At 30.6% G+C, this 23,439-nt stretch carries 17 protein-coding genes; 13 read left to right on the forward strand and 4 right to left on the reverse strand.

The window, feature by feature from the left end:
• Positions 1 to 16 precede the first annotated feature (16 nt).
• From HYG85_RS16470 to HYG85_RS16500, 7 genes are all read left to right on the forward strand, one after another.
• Entirely contained in the window at positions 17 to 1,384 is a 1,368-nt protein-coding gene (locus tag HYG85_RS16470) for a jacalin-like lectin (protein ID WP_212690564.1), read from the forward strand.
• 31 nt (positions 1,385 to 1,415) lie between these two features.
• Positions 1,416 to 2,699, forward strand: coding sequence for a CehA/McbA family metallohydrolase (locus tag HYG85_RS16475; protein WP_212690565.1), 1,284 nt, complete (start codon positions 1,416 to 1,418; stop codon positions 2,697 to 2,699).
• A 279-nt stretch (positions 2,700 to 2,978) separates the two neighbouring features.
• Positions 2,979 to 5,153, forward strand: a complete 2,175-nt coding sequence (locus tag HYG85_RS16480; protein WP_212690566.1) for a helix-turn-helix domain-containing protein — start codon at positions 2,979 to 2,981, stop codon at positions 5,151 to 5,153.
• Between the two features lie 107 nt (positions 5,154 to 5,260).
• Positions 5,261 to 6,583, forward strand: a complete 1,323-nt coding sequence (locus HYG85_RS16485) for an FAD-dependent oxidoreductase (RefSeq protein WP_212690567.1) — start codon at positions 5,261 to 5,263, stop codon at positions 6,581 to 6,583.
• A gap of 151 nt (positions 6,584 to 6,734) precedes the next feature.
• On the forward strand, positions 6,735 to 8,327 hold the full coding sequence (locus HYG85_RS16490; RefSeq protein WP_212690568.1) for a MutS-related protein: 1,593 nt from the start codon (positions 6,735 to 6,737) through the stop codon (positions 8,325 to 8,327).
• A 2-nt stretch (positions 8,328 to 8,329) separates the two neighbouring features.
• Positions 8,330 to 9,904 (forward strand): MutS-related protein, encoded by a 1,575-nt coding sequence (locus HYG85_RS16495; protein ID WP_244971347.1) that lies wholly within the window; start codon positions 8,330 to 8,332, stop codon positions 9,902 to 9,904.
• A 355-nt stretch (positions 9,905 to 10,259) separates the two neighbouring features.
• A complete protein-coding gene (locus tag HYG85_RS16500) occupies positions 10,260 to 11,387 on the forward strand; it encodes a TMEM165/GDT1 family protein (protein ID WP_212690570.1) in 1,128 nt (375 codons plus the stop codon).
• Positions 11,388 to 11,476: 89 nt separating this feature from the next.
• Here the strand turns inward: HYG85_RS16500 and HYG85_RS16505 are convergent, their stop codons facing one another.
• Positions 11,477 to 11,698: a hypothetical protein gene (locus tag HYG85_RS16505; RefSeq protein WP_244971212.1), complete on the reverse strand. Its 222-nt coding sequence runs from the start codon at positions 11,696 to 11,698 to the stop codon at positions 11,477 to 11,479.
• An 82-nt stretch (positions 11,699 to 11,780) separates the two neighbouring features.
• Positions 11,781 to 13,820 (reverse strand): discoidin domain-containing protein, encoded by a 2,040-nt coding sequence (locus HYG85_RS16510; RefSeq protein ID WP_212690571.1) that lies wholly within the window; start codon positions 13,818 to 13,820, stop codon positions 11,781 to 11,783.
• A 183-nt stretch (positions 13,821 to 14,003) separates the two neighbouring features.
• On the opposite strand from HYG85_RS16510, the gene HYG85_RS16515 reads away from it, so the two are divergent.
• Positions 14,004 to 14,720 carry a DUF2161 domain-containing phosphodiesterase gene (locus HYG85_RS16515; RefSeq protein WP_244971213.1) on the forward strand — a complete coding sequence of 239 codons (717 nt, stop codon included), beginning with the start codon at positions 14,004 to 14,006 and terminating at the stop codon, positions 14,718 to 14,720.
• On the opposite strand, the gene HYG85_RS16520 is transcribed toward HYG85_RS16515, so the two are convergent.
• The gene (locus tag HYG85_RS16520; protein ID WP_212690573.1) at positions 14,704 to 15,612 is read right to left on the reverse strand and encodes an AraC family transcriptional regulator; all 909 of its coding nucleotides are present in this window, start codon (positions 15,610 to 15,612) and stop codon (positions 14,704 to 14,706) included. The two genes, HYG85_RS16515 and HYG85_RS16520, sit on opposite strands and share 17 nt — an antisense overlap.
• Before the next feature lie 332 nt (positions 15,613 to 15,944).
• Between HYG85_RS16520 and HYG85_RS16525 the strand changes: the two genes are divergently transcribed.
• From HYG85_RS16525 to HYG85_RS16540, 4 genes are all read left to right on the forward strand, one after another.
• A complete protein-coding gene (locus HYG85_RS16525) occupies positions 15,945 to 17,255 on the forward strand; it encodes an extracellular solute-binding protein (protein ID WP_212690574.1) in 1,311 nt (436 codons plus the stop codon).
• Positions 17,256 to 17,347: 92 nt separating this feature from the next.
• Positions 17,348 to 18,274, forward strand: a complete 927-nt coding sequence (locus HYG85_RS16530; protein ID WP_212690575.1) for a carbohydrate ABC transporter permease — start codon at positions 17,348 to 17,350, stop codon at positions 18,272 to 18,274.
• Positions 18,275 to 18,291: 17 nt separating this feature from the next.
• Positions 18,292 to 19,122: a carbohydrate ABC transporter permease gene (locus HYG85_RS16535; protein ID WP_212690576.1), complete on the forward strand. Its 831-nt coding sequence runs from the start codon at positions 18,292 to 18,294 to the stop codon at positions 19,120 to 19,122.
• 18 nt (positions 19,123 to 19,140) lie between these two features.
• Complete coding sequence (locus HYG85_RS16540) at positions 19,141 to 20,847, forward strand: glycoside hydrolase family 66 protein (protein ID WP_212690577.1); 1,707 nt, start codon at positions 19,141 to 19,143, stop codon at positions 20,845 to 20,847.
• A gap of 99 nt (positions 20,848 to 20,946) precedes the next feature.
• Here HYG85_RS16540 and HYG85_RS16545 read toward each other — a convergent pair whose 3' ends face one another.
• On the reverse strand, positions 20,947 to 21,375 hold the full coding sequence (locus tag HYG85_RS16545) for a hypothetical protein (protein ID WP_212690578.1): 429 nt from the start codon (positions 21,373 to 21,375) through the stop codon (positions 20,947 to 20,949).
• 449 nt (positions 21,376 to 21,824) lie between these two features.
• Between HYG85_RS16545 and HYG85_RS16550 the strand changes: the two genes are divergently transcribed.
• The gene (locus tag HYG85_RS16550; protein WP_212690579.1) at positions 21,825 to 23,429 is read left to right on the forward strand and encodes a hypothetical protein; all 1,605 of its coding nucleotides are present in this window, start codon (positions 21,825 to 21,827) and stop codon (positions 23,427 to 23,429) included.
• The last annotated feature ends 10 nt before the right edge of the window (positions 23,430 to 23,439 follow it).

Genomic DNA, 23,439 nt, shown 5'->3' on the forward strand with positions numbered 1-23,439 from the left:
ATAGGAGATGGTAAATGTGTTAAAAGATATGATTAAGAAAGTTTCAGGGTTGTTTATATGCATGATTATAGTATTTTCAATGACAAGTATATATACTTTGGCTGAGTCAAATGATGATAATAGAATTACTATATTGACTTACAACATTGCAGGATTACCGGCATTATTATCCAGTGCGGATCCTGAAAAGAATACCAAGAGAATAGGGGAGCTCATCAATAATTTTGATATTGTAGCTGTACAGGAAGATTTTGCATACCATGATGATCTATTATCCAAATCACAGTTTCCTTATGTAACAGACCACCCAGGAAATGTTCCTTTTGGAAGTGGATTGAATGTACTTTCCAATTATCCTATCAAAGAGTCAATAAATATTCCATGGGATATGACACATGGAAATATAACTTGTCCACCACCTGGATATCATGGTGCTGATGAAATGACTCCAAAAGGTTTTTCATATCAGAGAATAGAGCTTGAGCCAGGAGTGATTGTTGACCTCTATAATCTTCATGCAGATGCTGGAGGAGATGAAGGGTCAAGAGAAGCAAGACATGATAATTTTATTCAGTTGGCAGAATATATCAATAATCATTCTAGTGGAAATGCAATTATTCTACTTGGTGATACCAATGCATTCTATACAAGAGAATGTGATAATCTATATGAAAATCTGACTACAGAGTGTGGATTGACAGATCCTTGGATAGAATTTGTTCGTAATGGAGAAGTTCCTGAATTTCGAGATTATCATGATACCATGGAAGATCTCAATGAGGACTTGAGTGGTCCTAACTATGAAACAATAGATAAGATAATGTATAGAAGCAGTGATATTGTTACATTTGATTTTGTTGACTATAAGATTGAAGAAGAAATGTTCATTGATGAGAACGGAGATAGATTGTCAGATCATTATGCAACCAGTATTACAATAGATTATAGTCTATCGGATAATATCAAGTTAAGTAGTACTTTTGGAGGAACAGCTGGTGACCCATTCAATTTTATAGAGTATATGCCTGCTAAACCATCAAAAGTAAGTATAAGAACAGGCGACAGGGTTGACTCAGTTGAAATTCAATATGGAGATATAAGTGCTCAAGCTGGTGGAAATGGTGGAGATTATGATGAGATCATTTTAGATGAGGATGAATACATTGTAAAAGTAAAGATATGTAAGGATAAAAGATGGTATTGGAAGCAGAAACAAATATATTACATAAAAATTGAAACCAATAAGGGTAAAGTTTTATCTGGTGGTACAAAGTCTGACGAAGAGATGACAATAGAAGCACCAGAAGGCTGGCAAATAGCTGGATTTTATGGAAAGGCTAATGCAGAGATTTGTCAGTTAGGTGGGATTTTCATACCACAATAATACAGTGGATGACTAACATGGAGGATAGAAAATGAGTAACGAAGAGTTATTGTATATGCACTTGGAGTACATTGTAACAGAAGAACAGGAAGGCACTTTTATTCAAGTGCCTTTTCAGGTTCCAGTAAATACACAACAAATAATCATAAGATACAAAGTTGATGATGCAAAACATAATGCAATTGATTTTGGGGTAGAAGATATAAATGGATATAGGGGATGGAGTAATTTATTGAAGAATAGGATTATTATCCAAGAAGACTATGCTACAGAAGGTTATCTATCAGGATTTATTGAGTCAGGAGAGTGGAAAATCATTCTTGGTATTTTTAATATAAGAAAAAATTGCAAAGTCACCTTGAATATCAACATAAAGTTGGAGCAAAGTAAATGGTATAAAGGTGATTTGCATACCCATTCTATACATAGTGACGGCAGTTTTACTCTCAATGAGGTTATGGATTATGTTAAAGAAGAGGGCTTAGACTTTATAGCACTTACTGACCATAATACCTTTTCCCAGAATACAGATTATAAGCCATCTGATGATCTAGTTGTGATTCCAGGTGTTGAGTTAACTACTTATAAAGGGCACGCTAATTTTTTTGGTTGCAAGAAACCTTTTTCTCATTTTAGATATGAAAATATAGAGGATATAAGAAAATATATGGAAGAGGGCAAAGCTAATGATGCCATTATTTCTCTGAATCACCCTTTTCACAAAGATAAATGGAAATGGGGATTAGAGAATTTTGACTTTTCTTATGTTGAGATATGGAATTCATGGTTTTCCGAAGGGAATCAAAGGGCTATAGATTGGTGGCATTCCATGTTATGTAAAGGTAAAAAGATTATAGCATTAGGAGGTAGTGACTTCCATAGGAAACAGCCTAAAAAATGGTATGGTGTACCTACCACATGGGTGAATAGTTTATCATTTAATAAAAGGGGGATATTGAATGGTATTCGTCAGGGTAGGGTATGTGTATCAGCAGAACCAAAAGCTCCAATGGTTGATATAAGTATAGAAGATGTATTTATGGGAGAAACGTATATTGCCAATGATAGTGAAAATGTTGTTTTGACTTGCTATATTAAGCAGGTAAGACCTGCTCTATTGAAATTGTATTCATCAAGGGGATTGGTCATTGAGAAAAAGATAGAAGACAATGATAGAAAACTATTGTTTAATGTGAGTACAGATACCTTGTTTTATAGGATTGAATTATGGAATGAATATCAGCAAGAACCGTTATGCATTAGTAATCCTATTTTTATTGACAATAAATGTGCTATCAAGGATAATAATAAATAGTATAGTGCTTAATATTAAAATACAAATAAATAATTAGTTGCATATAATTTGTAATTATACACATAAATAATTTGAATATTTATACTCTAGCAAATACTAATGATAGGAGTGATTATTATACATTATAATAGATTAAGCTTCAAAAGAAACAGGGGAAAGTTGTTCAAGAAGATATTTATTACTTATATTATAATATTAATTATTCCATTATTATTATTTGCTGTATTTTTTCAATTGAATGTTGTTAATTTTTTTAAAACTGAGAGTAACAATACAAATATGAACAATCTTAGTATACTTGAAAAAGATGTTGACAAGATTATAGAGAAACTGAAAAGCAATGTACTTCAGATAGCATTGAACAATGATGTCCAAGAATTATTTAAGTATAAGGATGTTATGGAAAACAATGATTACTACTACATTGAAAAAGTTATTGATGTAGCGAATCTATTGAATTCTTATATTGTAGCAAATGATGATATACATACCATATACTTGTTTAATAATAAAACCAACAAAATAATTACTCCATGGGGAGAAATCTATAATAAAGAAAATTTTTATGATACTGAATGGACTAAAGCTTACAATATGAATAAAGAACAGATAAAAATTCTACCTAAGCGAAAGATAGTTGAAGAAAATCTTGATTACTTTTATTATATAGACATAGATAGAGATATAGTAAGTACAGTTGTAACTATGATATATCCATTAGAATTATTGAATACCTTTGATTTTGAAGGTGCTCTTGTTATCAACATCAATAAAGAAGTATTTGATTTCTCTTCAATAAACGAAAGTGATACTTATAACAATGATTTCTTTTATATTCTTAATTCTGATGGGACAATAATAGTCAATGGAATAAATCAAGGTCAACAGATATCTAGGTCATTAATAAATAGTATCATTGAATCACAAGAAGCAAAAGGTTATCTTATAAAAGATATACACCATAAAAAATACTTGGTTTCATATTCCAAATCTAGGGATACTGGATTGATCTATGTTAATGCAATATCTTTAAATTCTTTGTATAAACAAGTCAATTGTTTCAACATATGGTTGATTGTTCTATCAGTCATCATATTAATTTTTGGAGTTGTATTCGCTTACTATATATCCAAAAAAATATATAATCCAATTAATGATATTCTAGAAAATCTAAAGTTCAAGATTGATAAAAATAAAGCTAAGAAAAATGAATTATATGTAATCTCTGATGTAGTCAGTAATATCCTAGAAGAAGACCAAAAATTGATAAATCTATTTGAAATGAATGAAAAGGCTATCCGCCAATCTTATATTATGCAGCTGGTTCGGGGTAATTGTGAAAAAATCAATGAGATATTTAATAGTGGAGTAAATATGTATTGTACTTTGGTTATATCAATAGATAGATATAATAGTTTTTCAAAAAAATATTTATATAAGGAGCAATATTACTTCAAGACCTTATTATTAAAGACTGCTGAGCAGGTAACGGCAAATAATAACGAGGGCATTATAGGGGCAGGCTCTTTATTAAATCAAGATAAAGTAGTTATTATACTAGGATTAACCCAGGAAGGGTTCGTTGATTCATTGAAGCATATTACAGAGGAAATAATAAAACAAACTTCAATTATTGAGGATTTTACCATTTCAATAGGGGTAGGAAATATATATAAGAGAAAAGAAAGAATCAGGCTGTCATATCTAGAAGCTATTGAAGCACTTAACTACAGAATAATTGCAGGTTACAACAGCATTATATATTATGAAGGATTAAAGGATAATGATAGAGCCGATTTTGATTTTGTAACAAGAGAAAAGCATATAATGAATTATTTGAAGAAAAACTCCTATGAAGATATTGAACTTAGTTTGATTGATATCATTAGTGAGATTAAGAACAAGAAAAATGTTTCTTATGAAAGCATTGTTCCAATATTCTATTCCTTACTTAGCAGGACCATAGAATATCTTCTTGAAGCCAATATAAGTATTACAGAAGTATTTGAAGAATCATACAACATATTTAGAGAGCTATCTGAAAAAGATACAGTTGAAGACATTAGAGAGTTTTTATTATATATCTATAAGAATATAATCGAATATCAGGAGAATAACAGTGTGAAGGATAGTAAAAACATTAAACAGGTAGTAGAGCTCATTAGTGATAATTACTCTGACAGCAACTTGGATTTGAATTGGTTAGTTGATAAATTGGACATTAGTTATTCACATCTTAGAAAGATAATAAAAGAGAATCTAGGTATAACTTTTATAAATTATCTAAATAATATTCGTATTACCAAAGCCAAAGAATTATTGATAGAAACAGATGATACTGTCAAGGATATTGCTATAGAAGTAGGGTATAATAATACTCAAAGCTTTACAAGATATTTTAAAAAGTATGAAGGGATAACTCCTGGAGAATATAGAGATATAAGGGAAGGATAAATAAAATAAAAATGTCTTTTTATGTAATTATAACTTTTACTTGACAATAATTATCAACAAGTATATCCTATAGATAAGAATAATGAATAATCAAGGAGGACGGTAATATGAAACTTTGGAGATGTATTATTTGTGGAGAAATATTTGAAGGAGATGAACCTCCTGAAATCTGTCCAGTATGTGGTGCACCATCAGAAGAATTCGAATTATATACTGAAGAAGAACCAGTATTTACTTCTGACAAAAAGGAAAAGGTTGTTGTAGTTGGTAATAATGCTGCAGGTATTTCAGCAGTTGAAGCAATAAGAAAAAGAAATACCAATGCTGAGATTATAGTTATTGACAAAGACCCTAATTATGCTTATTATCGACCTAGTCTATCAGATTATATTAGTGATAGCCATGATGAAGAATATTTTTACCTTCATAAAAAAGAATGGTACAGTGAGAATAACATAAATTTGATGCTTGGTACTGCAGTCACTAAGATTGATTCCAGTAACAACCAGGTCATACTTGATAATGAAGAAATTGTAACCTATGAAAAATTGATATTGGCAAATGGCAGCCATAATTTTATACCACAACTTCAAGGTATTGATAAAAAAGGTGTCTTTTCTATTAAGACATTATCTGATGCTGATGAAGTAAAAGCTTATGCAAAGAATTGTAATAAAGCAGCTATTATCGGAGGGGGATTATTAGGTCTTGAAGCAGCTTGGGAATTAAAGAAATTGGAACTTGATGTAACTGTTATAGAGGTGGCTGATAGACTATTACCAAAACAATTGGACGAAGAAAGTTCTAGGATACTGGAAAATGGTATTAAGAAAACAGGAATCAACATTCATAAAAGTGTAACTGCTGATGCTGTTCTTGGGGAAGATGAAGTAACAGGAGTTAAACTTAGTAATGATATGATAATAGAAGCAGATATGGTCATTGTATCTGTAGGAGTCAGAGCGAATACAGAATTAGCTCAAGAAGCGGGTATAAATGTCAATAGAGGAATTATTGTTGATGAATATATGCGAACCAATATTGAGAACGTCTATGGAGCAGGAGATGTAACTGAGTTTGATGGTATCAACTATTATATATGGCAGCAAGCCATAGAACAGGGTGAAGTTGCAGGTGCCAATGCTGTTGGAGATACTCTTACCTATAAAAATATTATACCTAATAATATATTCAATGCAATGAACATGGACATATTTTCAACTGGAGATCTAGGAAATAAAAAAGACCTATCATATAATAGTATTAATCAACAAGATAAAGATAAAGCAATCTATAAAAAGCTATACTTTACAGGTAATAAGTTTACTGGTGGTATCCTAATGGGAGATATATCAAAATCATCTGACCTGATAAAAGGTGTTGAAGAAAAATCCAGCCTCAGCCAAATGGTAAAAGAGATAATACTATAAAAAGATTAAAAGAATATTGATAAATGCTATGAGTGAAGTTGTATTATTATGCAACTTCACTTATTTTTTTCACTTTTATTATTATATCTATGATAAAATATAGATTATAGTTAACATTTAGATAAAAGAGTTATTAAGGAGATGTTAATCAATGTTTGATAGTTTATTATGGTTGAAGGAATCAAAAATAAGGAACATAGATAAAGAAGTAATCAAGGATCTTAATTTACATATAATCTATAAAAAACTAATTGAAATGAGCAAGGAGAATGAATCAATAATATACAAACTATGTATGGATGAAGCTACTATCAAATATAGACAAGATATAATGGCTGATTTTATGGAAAAGCCAGATTTTATATTGGATTTGGAAAATGACCTGAAAGGTTTCTGGGAGTTGAAATCCAAGAATGGGAAGTTTAGTAATAACCTGACTAACTTATATTTCCTTATTGACTTGGTAATAACAGTAGAGGCTTCAATAAACTGTGTAGAATCCCTTAATCAGACATTATCATATTATAAACCTTCATCAGCAGGATTGAATAGGCTAAAAGTAAATATTGATGAAATCATAAACAAAGATAGATTCAAACAGATGAAGAAAGATTTAAAAGAGATTAGATACATATTTACCAAGATTAAAGGAGTAGAGTTATCTATTAACATGTCACCTGTCATGAGACCTTATGAAGCACAGGTAACTAAGGTAAGTGAATACAAATATAGGTATCCCAAGGCTTTCAGGAAAGTATCTACAGCAATAGAAGTGAATGAGAAATTTCTCGGTACTTATCTTAAAAATTATGCACCAGTTTTTTCTATTAGTAAGATTAATTGGGATTTATTAGATGAAATTGAGTATGGATTAAAAGATCACAAAGCAATATTGAAGTCTTTCATGGAAAAATACACGAAGATTGATACAGAACCATTTATTTCGCTACTTAGAGAAATTACCTTCTATAAATCAAGTTGTGATCTATTGAAGCTTATGAAAATTAATGAATTACCTATTTGCAAACCACAGCTTATACCATCAGACGAAAGAAAAATGAATGTGACAGATTGTTATAATATATCTCTTGCTTATGAGATGTTATCTAATAAAGAGGAGGATGACTTACCAGAAATCATATGTAATGACTTTGAAATGGGACAAGAAGGAAGAGTTATTATACTGACTGGCGCAAATAGGGGTGGTAAAACAACATTCACTCAAGCCATAGGTCAGATTCAAATATTTGCTCAACTAGGATTATTGATTCCTGCCAGAAAGGCTGAGCTAAGTTTGGTTGACGGAGTCTACACTCATTTCCCACTCTTGGAAAAAGAAACTATCAATCTTGGAAAATTCGGTAAAGAATGTGAAGATTTCAGTAGATTGTTTAGACAAGCTACTAATAGAAGCTTACTATTGCTCAATGAATCTTTTTCAGGAACAAGTCATCTGGAAAGCTTAAAGATAGCAGAAGAAGTTATTCGGGCAGTAAAATTCAAAAAAATTCGTATGATATATAATACTCATCTACACGAATTAGGTTTGATGGCTCATAGAATCAATGAAGAATTAGAAAATGATACCCATATTAAAAGTTATGTTGTAGGGTTTAGTAATGGTAAAAACACCTATAAAATCTATGAGGGACAGCCCTTAGGGATGAGCCATGCCAGGGAGATAGCAGAAAAATATAAAGTTACCTATACTCAATTAGTAGAGAGATTGGGGGAAAAATCTTGAACATGAATGATAGTTATGAACTTAGTCTATTATGGTTGACAGACTCTGATTCTTATTTTGAATTGGATGATAGAACTATAGAAGATATCAATATATCATTAATCCTGGATGATCTAGCAGACAACCTAGAAGGTGACTTGGTTTCTTTATTAAAAAAGGTACCAGCATCAGCTGATACTATAGAATATCGTCAAGATATACTTAACGATTTTATTAATAATCCCCTTCTATTAGATACATTAAAAAATACATTGCAGAAATGTGTTGAGATAAAGAATATGATAAAATTCGCTTTTGAAAGTGAAGCCACCCTTTACAATTTGTTGAAAAGAATTGATGAAGTAGCTAATGTGATGTCTTTGACGGAAAATATATATCATATGTTAAAAAATTCTAGTATTGCTTCAAAGGGACTAACCTTATTCAGAGATTTTTTGCAATCCACCATAGATAGTGACGTCTATCATAACTTCAAAGAAGACATCTATCATATAAAAGAGATGGAGGAAGGTGTTCACAGTCTAAAAGTAGGAATTAATTTTGACTATAATCTAAAGCCTGTTGAAGCCATTGTTTTATCATTAGAAGATAAGCCCTTCAAATACAGTAGAAAATTGAAAAAAGTCTCTAAGATTGTTAATTATGGTTTTTCTGAATTAAAATCCATACCAAGAAAAATTTTTGCACCAGAAAGCCTGATGCTGCCAGATTCATTAAATAACTTAGAAAAGATTATCGCACCTGCAATGAAACAATTAATAGCTTTCTGTGATCAATTCAACAGTAGTCTATTAGGTGTTTATGAACCTTTGAAACAAGATATAATCTTTTATGAAATTGCTTATAGAATTTATAATAAGATGAATGATGGAGGTTTTCCAATATGTAAGCCTAGAGTTATAGGTGAAGGTTCAACTAAGATCGAAGGACTATATAATATCAACTTGGCTTATGATATGATGGATTCTCAAAAAAACAATGAAATGGTTTTAAATGATTTCGGTATAGAACCCATAGGTAATATATTCATACTTACAGGTGCTAATAGAGGAGGAAAAACCACTTTTACACAGTCAATTGGTCAGATTTATTGGTTTTCACAGCTTGGATTCTATATTCCAGCTAAGAATGCAACAATAAGATTGATTGATAGATTGTTTCTGCATTTTCCAAGTGAAGAAATACAAACAGTGACTTATGGAAGGTTAGGAGAAGAATGCCAAAGATTCTCTACTATCTATTCCCATATGTCACCCAACAGCCTCCTACTGATGAATGAATCTTTTGATGGAACAAGTCATCTGGAGAGTTTAATAATAGCAACAGACGTATTAAAGGCTCTTCAGTTATTAGGTGCAACAGTTATATTCAATACACATTTACATGAATTAGGAGAAAAAGTTGAGGACATGAATATGGATGAACATGTAGAGGCACCAAGAGTAGTTAACTTGGTAACTGGTTCAAAAGATGATGTTCAATCCTTTAAGGTTAGAGAAGGTAAACCCCTAGGTCAAAGTTATGCAAAGGAAATAGCTATAAAATATGGTGTGAGCTATGAGCAATTAATAGAATAATCTTATGTACACAATGAAATAATTGATAATAATTATCATTTGTTATTTTGATATTTACATATGAATGTTTTTGTGTTAAAATCATAGATGTTCTAAAAGGGAGTAACTGTGACGGTAGTCATGAATAAAGTCAACATAATGGAGAAATCCTGGTTTTATTCGCTTTAAATAGAATTTAAAGAAGTGAGACTTTTAGATTGGTATAATGGTACCAATCTATAATTTTCACTTCTTTTTTTATTGTTACTTAGCGTTCATTATCTACTAATATTGAGTATCTCATGAATGTATTCAATATACTAAAGATAAGTTCTACCTTTTGGATATTCTTATAGAGATTATTGGAGGATTAGAAATGTTTTCAGAATTTATTAAGGCTTTTGGTTTGATTTTTATTGCAGAAATGGGTGACAAAACTCAAATATTAGCAATGGCATTTGCAACTCGTTACAAAGTTAGGGCAGTTCTAGGTGGTATTTTCCTAGGAGCACTACTCAATCATGGTTTAGCTGTCATATTGGGAAGCTATCTATGTCGCTTTATTCCTGTTAATACTCTTGGAATGATTGCTGGTTTTGCCTTCATAGGCTTTTCCATATGGACATTAAAGATTGAGGAAGAAGATAGTGAAGAGAAGAATAAAACTATGTCTCTAGGACCGGTTTTTACTGTGGCTACAGCATTTTTTATTGGGGAATTGGGTGATAAAACTCAACTTACTGCAATTACATTATCAACAGATGCTTCTTATCCATTGATAATACTTCTTGGTACTGTATCAGGTATGATTGTTACAGGAGGTTTAGGTATATTCATTGGCAGAAAGTTAGGAAACAAAATCCCAGAATTCATTATTAAACTGATTGCTGCTTCTATTTTCATGATTTTTGGTATAACCAAATTATTTTCAACAGTACCTAAGAGTTATTTGCAACCAGTATATGTAATACTATTTCTTGTGGTAGTCACTACAATATTTATTATAAGACTCAGAGCTCTATTGAAAGCTCGTGCAGAGGAAAAGGCATCAAAATATCTGAAGACTTCACAAATGTTATATGATTATTACGCTAAATTGGACAATAAGATTGAAGAAATATGTTTAGGCAAAAAATACTGTGGTAAATGTGATAGAGATAAATGTATAGTAGGTTACACAAAATCCTTGATGGAACAGGTTAAGATAAATAATGATTATGATACAATTATAGAATTTGACGAAAATTTCATTAGTGTAATCAATGATTCAAAAAGAGATAGGGTAATAGAAGCATTAAGTACTGTTATCACTATTCTTAATAATGATAATATCAGTGAAAAAGATAAAGAGAATGTAAATAAAATCAGAAGAAATTTTGAAAGGATTCTATTTAAAAAGAGTATCAATGAATTTGATAGCTGGACAAGATATATCGAAATTGTCAAGGATTTGGACAAAAAGATTGCTGAAAGACTAAGTAGCGATTTATGTATTAATAGATAAATACATAAGGGGTGTCGTATAATACATTGTTTGAAGACTTATGTATTACGACAGCCCCTTAATAATTTCTATGCTTTTTTAAATGCTGATTAAGATTCTTGGTAGTTAGAAATAGTAGTATTTACGCTAGTTAATGCGTTGTTAACTGCATTAAGAGTATCTTGGATTCTCTTTTTGTTTTCTGGTTTTTCTACTGTGCTTATTGCTTGATTCAAACAATTTTTAGCGCTTTCTAATTGTGATTGTACATCATGTACATGTTGAATAGCATTTTTGCCTTGTTGATTTTGATTATTCATTTGGTTATGCATATATTTTTCCTCCTAATTGTATTAGTTATAATTTAACAATACTAGTATTTATTATTTTGCAAGAAAATATACTCCATTTTTTTCATTTATTGCAAATTATTTGAACTTCATACAATGAATAGCCATAAGATTGATTTCGTTTAATACCTTTTAGCATTATGTACCTGCCAGAAACAGGTGTAAAATTAATAGTAGTAGGATGCATACCATCTATCTCATAAATATCCATTTCATTACCCTTCACATGTTGAGCTGCTTCCCAATTTACTGAATCCTGGGACACTAGTATATCATATTCATTAGACCATCCGTTTTCCCATAGTAAATCAATACCTGTTATATCCTTTTCTTCACCAAGATCAAAGGTAATGTTTTCATCATCTTTCCAATCACTAGCCCATCTTGTTTCAATATTGCCATCTATAGCTGATATTGGAGAGTAATCATGAATAGGACTATGTTCATAAGAAGATGCTGCAGCAGAGTGAATAGCTGTGTGATAATCAGTATTTGCTGTTGGCTCTATGGAGAAAGTTAATAAAGTATAGGGGTTGATAGCTGTTGTAACATATCGTCCCCCTTCTCTAATAACACACTCTTGTATTTCACTAGAAATATTGCCTACAATCAATTTGATTTTACCTGTTTCCTTATCTTGAAAGGCAACTTCATGCAACCCTTTTGTAAATTCATAATCTTTAGCATCAAAAACTGTTATTACATCACCTTTCCTATATGTACGGGATGTACTTTCTGTATTAACTCTTACTTCATTAGGTCTTATAGTTCTACTCATATGTTTGAATACATAGTATGCCGGATTGTATATAATATCATTTGTTGCAGTATCAACCATAATAGGAGCATGACAATAATTGGTTTCACGGTGTAAAGGTCCACCACATGTATTAAGAACCATATTCCAGTCAATCCATCCTGCTGTACCAACCTTAAAATCATTAATCATATCAAACACATATCTCTTTGCAGGTTCAATGGAATTAAGCCAAGGTCCTTTCTCTTGACAACCTTCTGTTGCAATTAATAATTTTGTAGGATAATTATGATGAAAATAGGCAATATTTTTGAAGTCATCAACCGCCCAAGTAGGTCGCTTTACAATCTCATCAGCTATATCAAGAGGACCATACCAATGAAACCCAATACCATCAATATATTCAGCGGCACTAGATTGTAATAAAGTTTCATTGAAGGTAATAAAACCATCACCTTTACCAATAGCACCTTCTTGTTTATCCCAATCCCATACTAACAGATTAATATCTTTAAATCCCTCTTTATCAAGGCTTGGACCTAGATGATTGGTTATGAAATTAATAGTAGAATCAATGGTCCAATAACAAGCTTCCCAATCTGGATTATTCTGAGCTTCATTTTGCATAGAAATAGAATAAAAATCGATACCTTCTTTTTTATAGGCTTTTAGATACTCCGCAAAATATTTCGCATATAGAGGGTAATATTCAGGCAACATATGATTTGGAGTTGTAGAGACTGATCCAGCATTAATACCTCCCCCATCTCCATTACCATATCTTATACCACTATATTTCATCCACCCAGGAGGTGCCCAAGGAGCTGCAAATATTTTGATATCTCCGTTATAAGATAAAGCTTTTTTAATAGCTGGTATGATATCATCCTTATCTGGGTCAATGGAAAAATTAGAAAGATCAGTTGTTTGGGTTGGTGCATAGGAATATTCCCCTACAGAAAAATCACAAGACCCTATATGGGTTCTTACAATTGAATACTCAGCACCTGATTCATTATAATATGCATCATATATCTCTTGCTGCTTATCACTAGGCAAACTATTAATAACAGATACAGCCGATTCTGTAAGTGCTCCCCCTATACCAATCATGGTTTGATCAGTTTCATGAGATAATACATTAATAACATTACCTTTTCCCCATGTACCGGACTTACTAAAATATAAGGAATCCATTTTCTTCAGTGCATATTTCTCTCCATCACCAAAATAGCTCTCCCAAACCTTAATTTCATTAACTGTATCTTCTTCTGCTTGTACACATGGAATAGATAATAAGTTATAAAAAAGAAGAATTACCATAATCAATGATATTTTTCTTTGCATAAATAACATTCCTTTCTATAAGTATTTATTACTATAATATTATGACCAAGCACTAAAAATACAAAAATAGTAAAAATTAAGGATAGGCATATATATTTATTTTATAAGGATTTATAACTTGCAACTTGGCTAATCAATCTATAAAGTATATAATATTTTATATAAATAAAATGGAGAATGACGATGGAGATAAAAGAAACGGATTTATATGACCCTATATACAATTATTTTACGGATCTAGGATACAAAGTTAATGGCGAGGTCAAATCTATTGACGTAACAGCAGTGAAAGATGATGAACTAATTGTCATTGAACTTAAGAAAGTTCTGAACATGAAACTGTTGATTCAAGGAACCAAAGGACAAAGACTAACTGATAGAGTATATCTTGCAATAGAACGACCTAAAAAAATGTTTTCTAGGCAATGGAAGGACAAGCTTTATCTAATCAGGAGATTAGAACTAGGACTGATATTTGTTTCATTCAAAGGCAACAAACCATTGGTTCAGGTGGTATATCACCCTAAACCTTTTGACAGAAATCAAAGCAAGAGATTATCATCTAAGAAGAAAAATAATATTATAGCTGAGATTGAAGGACGATACGGTAATTTCAATGTAGGAGGAAGCACTAAGACAAAGCTAATGACAGCATATAAGGAAAATTCAATACATATTGCCTGCTGCTTAGAAAAATACGGCAACTTATCACCAAAACAGCTAAGGGAACTAGGAACAGGTGATAAAACCACTTCCATACTATATAATAATTTTTACGACTGGTTCACCAAAATAGATAGAGGCATCTATGGAATCAGCCCAAAAGGCATTGAAGCTATAAAACAGTATAAAGAATTAGCTGATTATTATTATAATCTACTACCTAAGGATGAAGCATAGTATTATTATAATAATCAGTAGCGGTACATCCAGCATGTTGTTTAAACAATCTACTGAAATAATAAGGATTGTCAATACCTACAAGATAAGCTATTTCAGTAAACTTCATGTTGGTTGTAAGTATTAGCTCCTTAGCCTTACTGATTCTCAGCATATTGACATAATTAATGATTGTATGACCTGTAAGCTGTTTGAAACATCTATTAAGATAATCATAATTAGAATCAAAATGTTCACCTATAATCTCACCAGTTAACTTATTGGTATACTCACTATTAATATAATCTAGAACCTCCGTAGCTTTATGCAAAGGTTTACTTATCTGATTAGAAGAAGACTCTATAATATCCGAAGCAAATTCCCTAGAAATCCTAATGAGAAGATTAAGTAATTCCGTAGATATGATTTCCTTATAATTCTCAATCCGTATTTCATAATTATTAATACACTCTTTTAATTTATTAGAATAATAATCAATATGCTCCAACGAATACTGCTTAGGTAAAAAACAAGTGGAATCATTAGGTAATTCACTAGACAAACAATTACTCGTAGTCGCAATATATCTCCTCCTACGCAATTCATTAACCAAATCACTATCATTATTAAATTCCAATTCCTTCAATACTAAACTAGAAAAATGAATATGAAAATACTCACAAGATGCCGATTTATAACCATTATGGACTTTACCAGGCTCAAAGAAAAAAATATCCTTCTTCCGTAAATGATACCGCACTCCATCTTCCTCTATATACATATCACCCTTCTTGATAACATATACTATAAACTCATCAGCTTTCCTCTCAAAATGCTTCCACCCCTGATGATATGATATCTGCCCAATAAATCTTACAACAGGCAATACATTAGTTCTCATCCTAAAAATCACAAAATCACTCCCCTATAAAATATAATAATAAACAGTAACTACTTATATAGCAATGAAGAAGTGTAAAGGGTTAAAATTACGCAGACCGACCGCTTCTCAGGGTAAGGCAAGTGATTTTAACCCTTTACACTGACAATCTTACAATATAAAAATACTAAAAAAATATATATTTATTCCCTAATTAAGTATAATATCTCTTACCAACAATTATCAACCTATAAATTTTTAAAAAGTAGGTTTTGTATAAAGAAAGTCAGATTTAGTTATTTTATTATTATATCCAATGGCTATAATTATACATATACAGAATCTACTATTAAGGGGGTAATACAATGAAAATTATAAGAAACATAATGATTGCAGTTTTAACCTTAGGGTTACTACTAACTGGATGTGCTAAAGAAACCAAAGATGTAAAAGATAACCCAAACAACAATACAGATGGTAAAACAAATGAACAAACTCATACAGGTGAAGATAATAAGTCTAAGGAAAAAGTTAAAATAACTTTTTGGCATAACTATGGTGCCGACAAAGAAACTCCATTCTTCCAAGAAAAAATTATACCAATGTTCAATGAAAAATATCCAAATATTGAAGTAGAAGTTGTAGCACAAGGTAATGATCAATACCGTGAACAAATTGTTATAAGTGCTGGAACCAATACAACACCAGATGTGGCTAGACTTGATATAACTGATGTTTCTGGATTAGCCAAAATAGGAGCTTTAATGTCACTAGATGAAATGGAAGGTTTCAATGAACTAAAAGACAATCTATTTGAAGGACCAATGTCTACTAATTATTATAATGGTAAATACTATGGATTACCACTAGATACAAATTGTAAAGCAGCAGTTTTCAATATGAACAAATTAAAAGAACTAGGATTTGAAGATGTTCCTAAAACAATGGAAGAATTCATCGACGCAAGTACCAAAAAAGGTGGATACACATTAAATGTTTCTAGTGCTGGAGAATGGGATTTCTTACCTTATTTCTGGTCATTCGGTGGCGTGTTGACTAATGAAGACTTCACTAAAGCTACAGGTTATATTGACAGCCAACAAAGCATTGATGCAGTGAATAAATTAAAAGAACTTCATGAACAAGGAATGTTCACTATTAAAGAGATTGATGGTACCACAGATGCTTGGGATGGTATCAAATCAGGAGAATACGCTATGTTCCTTGAAGGACCTTGGTTCTTTGCTTTCACAGGTGATTGGAAAGAATTAGGTTTGAAACCTGCTTTAATCCCAACTTACAATAATGAATCAGGTTCAATAGTTGGAGGTGAAAGTATCGGTATATTCAACAGCTGTGAACATCCAAAAGAAGCCTTCTTATTTATAAAGTTCCTACTATCAGAGGAAGTACAAGTACTTATGGGACAGGAAATGGGTCAAATGCCTGTTTTAAAATCAGCAGCTAAGAATCCAAAATTAACAAGTGATGAAGTCTGGTCAGTGTATCTTGAACAATTGAACAACGCCAGAACACGTATTCCATCACCTGAAAAAGCTACTATTGAAGAATATATCAAAGATGCGTTTGACAGTATACTCACTGGAGCAGCAACAACTGAAGATGGTTTGAAACAAGCAGCATCATTATTGGATGAAGTTCTTAGTCAAAATTAACATGAGATATAAAATTGATAAGGGGCTATCTTAGAGTGCTATGTATTCTAGGATAGACCTTATTATTAACTTCATTGGAGGAGTCAAGGCGTATGAAAACAAACCTAGTTAAGAAAAGGACACATACTAAGTCAAACAAAATATATAACAAATCTTGGCAAGCCATTATTTTTATATTACCAGGATTGATATTAGCCATTGCATTTATATTTTATCCTATGATCAAAAACATACAAATCAGTTTTTCAGATTATGACATAATGTCTGGTAAGTTAACTTTTACAGGGCTTAACAACTATAAAGAGTTATTTAATGAATCGCAGCAACGTTTTTTTACAGCTTATAGAAACAACATCTTGTATGCTGTAGTCGTAACACCAATTACTTTGTTTTTGGGGCTTATCATTGCGGTAGCAATTAATTCTATTAAGAAATTTTCTGTTACATTCAAGGTGATTTACTATTTACCAGTAATAACTTCATGGATTATTGCAGGATTAATGTTCAAATATCTTTTTAACCCTGGAATTCAAGGACCTATTAATTATTTACTTGTCAATATCCTTCATATAATTCCACAACCTATAAATTGGTTGAAGACTGAATGGGGTGGAAATATATCAATCTGGATACTTGGAATATGGAAAAATATAGGTTATGCCATGTTATTATATTTGGCTGCATTGCAAGGAATCAACAAAAGTTATTATGAAGTTGCAGACATAGAAGGTGCTACAGGATTACAGAAACTTAAGAAAGTGACCATACCGCTTATAAAACCAACTTCATTCTTTTTAACTATACAATTATTGATAGGGTCATTTAATGTATTTTTACAAGTGCTAGTATTAACAGGAGGCGACCCAAGAGGTAAGACCAGTGTATTACAATACTTACTATATACACGTACATTCAAGTTGTACAAATTCGGTGAAGGAGCGGCTATTGGAATTCTTACAGCTGTCAGTATATTGATTGTTACTTTGATATTGAATAAAAAGATGAAAGTGGATTATTAAGAAGGAGATGAGTTATATTGAGACGTTTTAGAAAGACATTCACATGGTTACTACTCATATTGGGAGCTATCATTTTTATGCTGCCATTTATAATTATGATTGGTAATTCATTTGAAACATTTACATTTTCTTTACCTAATCCACCTAGACTTTTACCTAAGGAATTTACATTAGATAATTTTAAAGAAATTATAAATGTTTATCATATATTTAATTACTTTGGAAACAGTGTTTTTATTACTTTTGTTACAACTATAATTGTCATATTCATTTCTGCCCTATCAGCTTATGCCTTTGCTAAGATACCTTTTAGAGGCAGAGAATTATTATTCAAATTATATCTTTTTACATTAATGATTCCAGGAGTACTTAATATCATACCTCAATTCATGTTAATCAACGAATTAGGTATGATAGGTACAAGAAGAGGATTGATATTACTATATGTAGGTACTGGGATATGTGGAAATACCTTTTTCCTACGAGGATTTTTTGAGGCGATACCAAATGAGTTGATTGAATCTGTTGTAGTTGATGGAGGTTCGCATTTTACAATATTCAAGAAAATAGTTATGCCTCTGGCAAAACCAGCCATAGGTACTTTGGCAATACTTGTCTTATTGGGAACTTGGGATGATTTTTTGACTGCAAAGATAATATTAGGGGCAAAAGAAAGTCTATTGACATTACCAATTGTAATTCACAGAATCAATGGGCAGCACGCAACCAAATATGGCTTGGTTTTTGCCGCATCAATAATTACCCTTATTCCAGTAATGCTTGTCTATACTATAAACCAAAAGTTCTTTGTAGTTGGTGGCATTGGCGAAGGTGCAATAAAAGAATAAAGCTTAGAGGTGAGAAGAATGGAAAATACAGATACAACAAGAATCGAAATTATGGATGTATTTACTGATAAAGCAGTATATAAGCTAAATGAAAAAGTAAAGATTAATGTAGAGATCAATAATAGAAATAAAGATAATAAACCTTATTATATTGGATGTAAGATATATCAGTTGGATGAGATAATATCTAATACCAAAGAAATACACGTACTGAATGAAGGGCTAAATAAAATAGTAATTGAATATTTACCACCAGTTGTTGAAAATAGAGGTTATGGTGTTGAGATCAAGGTTCAAAATGAGTGTAAAGATACAGCTTTTGATGTGCTTGAACACTGGAAGGTCAGACCAAGATATGGATTCTTAAGTGATTTTTATAAAGAAGATGAAAAGGACGAAGAAGATATCTCACAGATGTCTAAGTACCACATTAATGCTGTTCAATTTTATGATTGGATGTATAAACATGAAGATTTGATACCTGGAGAACCTTATTTTATAGACCTATTAGATAGAAAGTTGTCAAAGGAAGCTATTTTGGGTAAAATAAAAAGCTGTCATGATTACAATATGGCTTCAATAGGTTATGGCTGTATATATGCCGCTTCCAAGGAATTCTATAATACTCATAAAGAATGGGCTCTTTATACTAACGAAGATAAACCCCAGAATCTAGGAGAATGGTTCTATATAATGAATATTGCAAGTTCTTCACCTTGGACCAAGCATATAATAGATCAATTCCAATTAGCTATTGATAAATTTGATTTTGACGGGATTCATCTTGATACATATGGCTTTCCAAAAACAGCTTATTCCAAGCTAAATAATGAGAGAAAACTAGAAAAGCTGGATGAACAGTTTTTGCCTCTTATCAATAGAACCTATGATAGACTAAGAGAAGTGAAGCCAGAAGTTGGTCTGATATTTAATGCTGTCAGCAACTGGGCAATAGAAGCTGTAGCACCTAGTGAACAAGCCGCTTGTTACATAGAGGTGTGGAATCCTCAATATAAATATAGACATTTGTATGAACTCATTCATAGAGCTAAGGAATTAAGCGGTAAGCAGGTTATTCTTGCAGCATATCTAAAATGTTTTGATAAGAAATATGATTGTAGTCCAGAAAGTTGTCTTAATAGTCTACTTCTAACAACTGCTGTTATTTCGGCTAGTGGAGGATTTCAATTATTGTTAGGTGAGAATAATGGGGTGTTATGTGATCCATATTATGTAAACTATGGTAAAATATTAGATGAACATACTAATAAGGTTAGGAATTATTATGATTTTATTGTTAGGTATGGTGACATACTATATGACATTAATGCTAAGGATATTTCTATGACTCATGCAAATGGCATTAATACAGAATATATATTTTCAGGTGGTGATTTTTCCTCATACCCTAAAGAACAATCAATATGGACACAGATAAGGGAAACTGATAATTGTAAGGTAATTCATCTAGTCAATATGATGGGGATAGATAGTGATATATGGAATGAAGAAAAGAAAAACAAACCTAAAAAAGTAAAAGGGATTAAGATTCAAGCTTTGATAGATGAAGAGATATTGGGAGTATATTATGCTACGCCAGATGGTGAGATGGCTAGTAGCAAAACTTTAGAATATACAATGGAATCAATGGATCGTGGACGTTATATTTGTTTTGAAGTACCTACAGTTGAATTTTGGGGAATGGTTTATATCAAGGTTAGGTAAAAATGAATGCCATAACAGTAGATATTTTTATGTAATAATAGAAGAGTTATCCTCATATATTTAAAATCATATGGATTAATATATGAGGATAACTTTTATTTAATTAGTGATTTCTTTTTTTTCTATACTGCTAATTATTATGTAGCCAAATAAAATTTGAAATAATGCAGATAATAAGAAAGTTTCATTCCTAATAAAATAATAGTGGATTATACCAAATACATATAGTATTTTTATTAGGCTTATTAATAAGCTAGGAATCCCCATGATAAGTAATCTTGTTGTATTCATCTTTAATTTGACGTGTTTACCTACTTTGGTCAATAGAGACTCTAATCCAATACTCATACCAAATAAGATTCTACCTATCATAGGTAGTAATAAAACTCTTATATAAAAATTACTGTTATGAAAATTATAATTAACAGGTTTATAATTAGCACTATATTTAAATATTATATAATTTAGAGCACCAATTAATAATATAATCATATATGCTACAATATATGTGGAAGCATTCTTTTTCATAGGCAACACCTTTCTATAGAATAAAATTTATTCTTAGGTTATATCAATCTACTGTTTTTTTACATTTCCATACTTAGTTATCACACTACCTAAAAATATGAATAGGACTATTATCCCTTTCTATAATATTATCTTATTATAGTTTATCAAATTGAAATAATTATAAAAATAGCACTTTAATACTATAATATCGCAAAGATTGGATTAATAATGTTAGATTATAATTAGCGGTTTAGTTATATTAGTAGAAAAAAATAGCTGATATAAATAATATATAGCTATTTTAATTTTTAGAAATTAATTGGCAAAATAGTTATTCTTATTATACATAAAGAGTAATAGTTGTTTTGAAAATGCATTTTATCCCATAAATCGTGTCGTTCGTCAGGATTTATTGTATTTAATTATAAAAAGATATAATATTGAATGATGATAGAAAGGAGCTATTTATGGGACAGACAAAATACAATTTGAATACTTTATCTGAAAAAGAAGATGACATAATAGAAATAACTAAAAGAATAGACTATATCTTTAATAGATTAAAAATGATTAAGAATTCTATTGACATTGATATTACTAGAAGGGATAATATAGATGACCAATTTAATACTTTGACAAATGATTTTCAAAATATTATTGAAAGTACTTACAATTCAAGTCAAATTATTAATAAAGCAGTAATTGAATATAGCAATAGCGAACATCAAATACAAAATCTGCTAAACCAATTATTAGATACAAGTACTGATTCACATGATACAGATATGACAAAAACGGACCATGATGAAGTAAGTATAAGTGGTATTAGTCTTTTACAGAATTGGTTTGAACGATTGTATAATCAATTGATAAGTAAAATAACTCATGTAAAGAAGTTTTTTAATGATAATGGAGTTCATATAAATAATAAAGATTATTTAAAGTCAGTAGTTGAAGATGACAATACATTGGAAAGCAATGTATTGGACGAATCAGCAATAGGTACATATAGCAAATCTGAGTCATATAGAATTTTTAGGAAGGCATCTGAAAAAGAAGGTTATTATTATGATAAGGAAAGAATAAAGAAATTACAACAGTATATTCGTGAAAAAGGATTAAATGTTGAGGTAACAGGTAAATTAGATAGAGCTACTTTCCAAGCGGTACATATGATTGGGATTGATGAATTAAAGGAAAATGGGTTTATTGAGGAAGATAGTATAAACAATATAAATAATTACTTTTATATAAATCATAATAATATTTTGCATATTGATACTAGTGGATATTACAATAAAGAAATTAATAATAATCTTAGAGATGAAACATATTTTACTAATCCACCTAAACCTGATTCTAATGCTGTCAAGTTGGATCTAATGGCTGATATATATACTTTTACATATTTATATAAATATTTTACAAAAATTCCTATCGCAGATAGTAACTATATGGATTATACATATTTATATGATAATTTTAATACAGAATTAGTAGATAAAATAATTGAATCAGTTGGTAATACAAAATTTATTTACGAAATGTCTCAGCTAAAAAGTACAAATGATTTAGGACAATTTGTATTTGGTAAGACACTTGAAAAATATTCAAAGCGAGCAAATACACTGGCTGAGTGGAGTACATTTGCTAATAATCCAAATGCATTAATGCCTATTGCATTATTTGATATGGTTAAAAATGAATTTGAGGATAAAAAGAATCTCAAAAATCTTAAATATACTAGTGCAATAGATAATGACCCATTTAATATGTTTTTATTAAAAGGTTATAGAAATGAATTTATTAATGAATGGGAAACTATATCTAAAGATGTTTATGATGAGTTTACTGATGTTTACGGTAAAAACCTAAATAACGATCAAGAGTACTTATTATATAAAATATCAAGTAAAATAGGTGAAATTATTGAAAAAAACAAGAATTATGAGCATAATATCAATAATTTAGAGGTGATATTTAAAGATATAGAAGATAAATATCACGAGGAGCAATTTAAGAAGACATGGTACTATAAAAATTACATATTACCTCGGGAACAAGGGGTATAAATTAATATGA

The sequence above is a fragment of the Vallitalea guaymasensis genome, assembly GCF_018141425.1.
Taxonomy (GTDB): domain Bacteria; phylum Bacillota; class Clostridia; order Lachnospirales; family Vallitaleaceae; genus Vallitalea; species Vallitalea guaymasensis.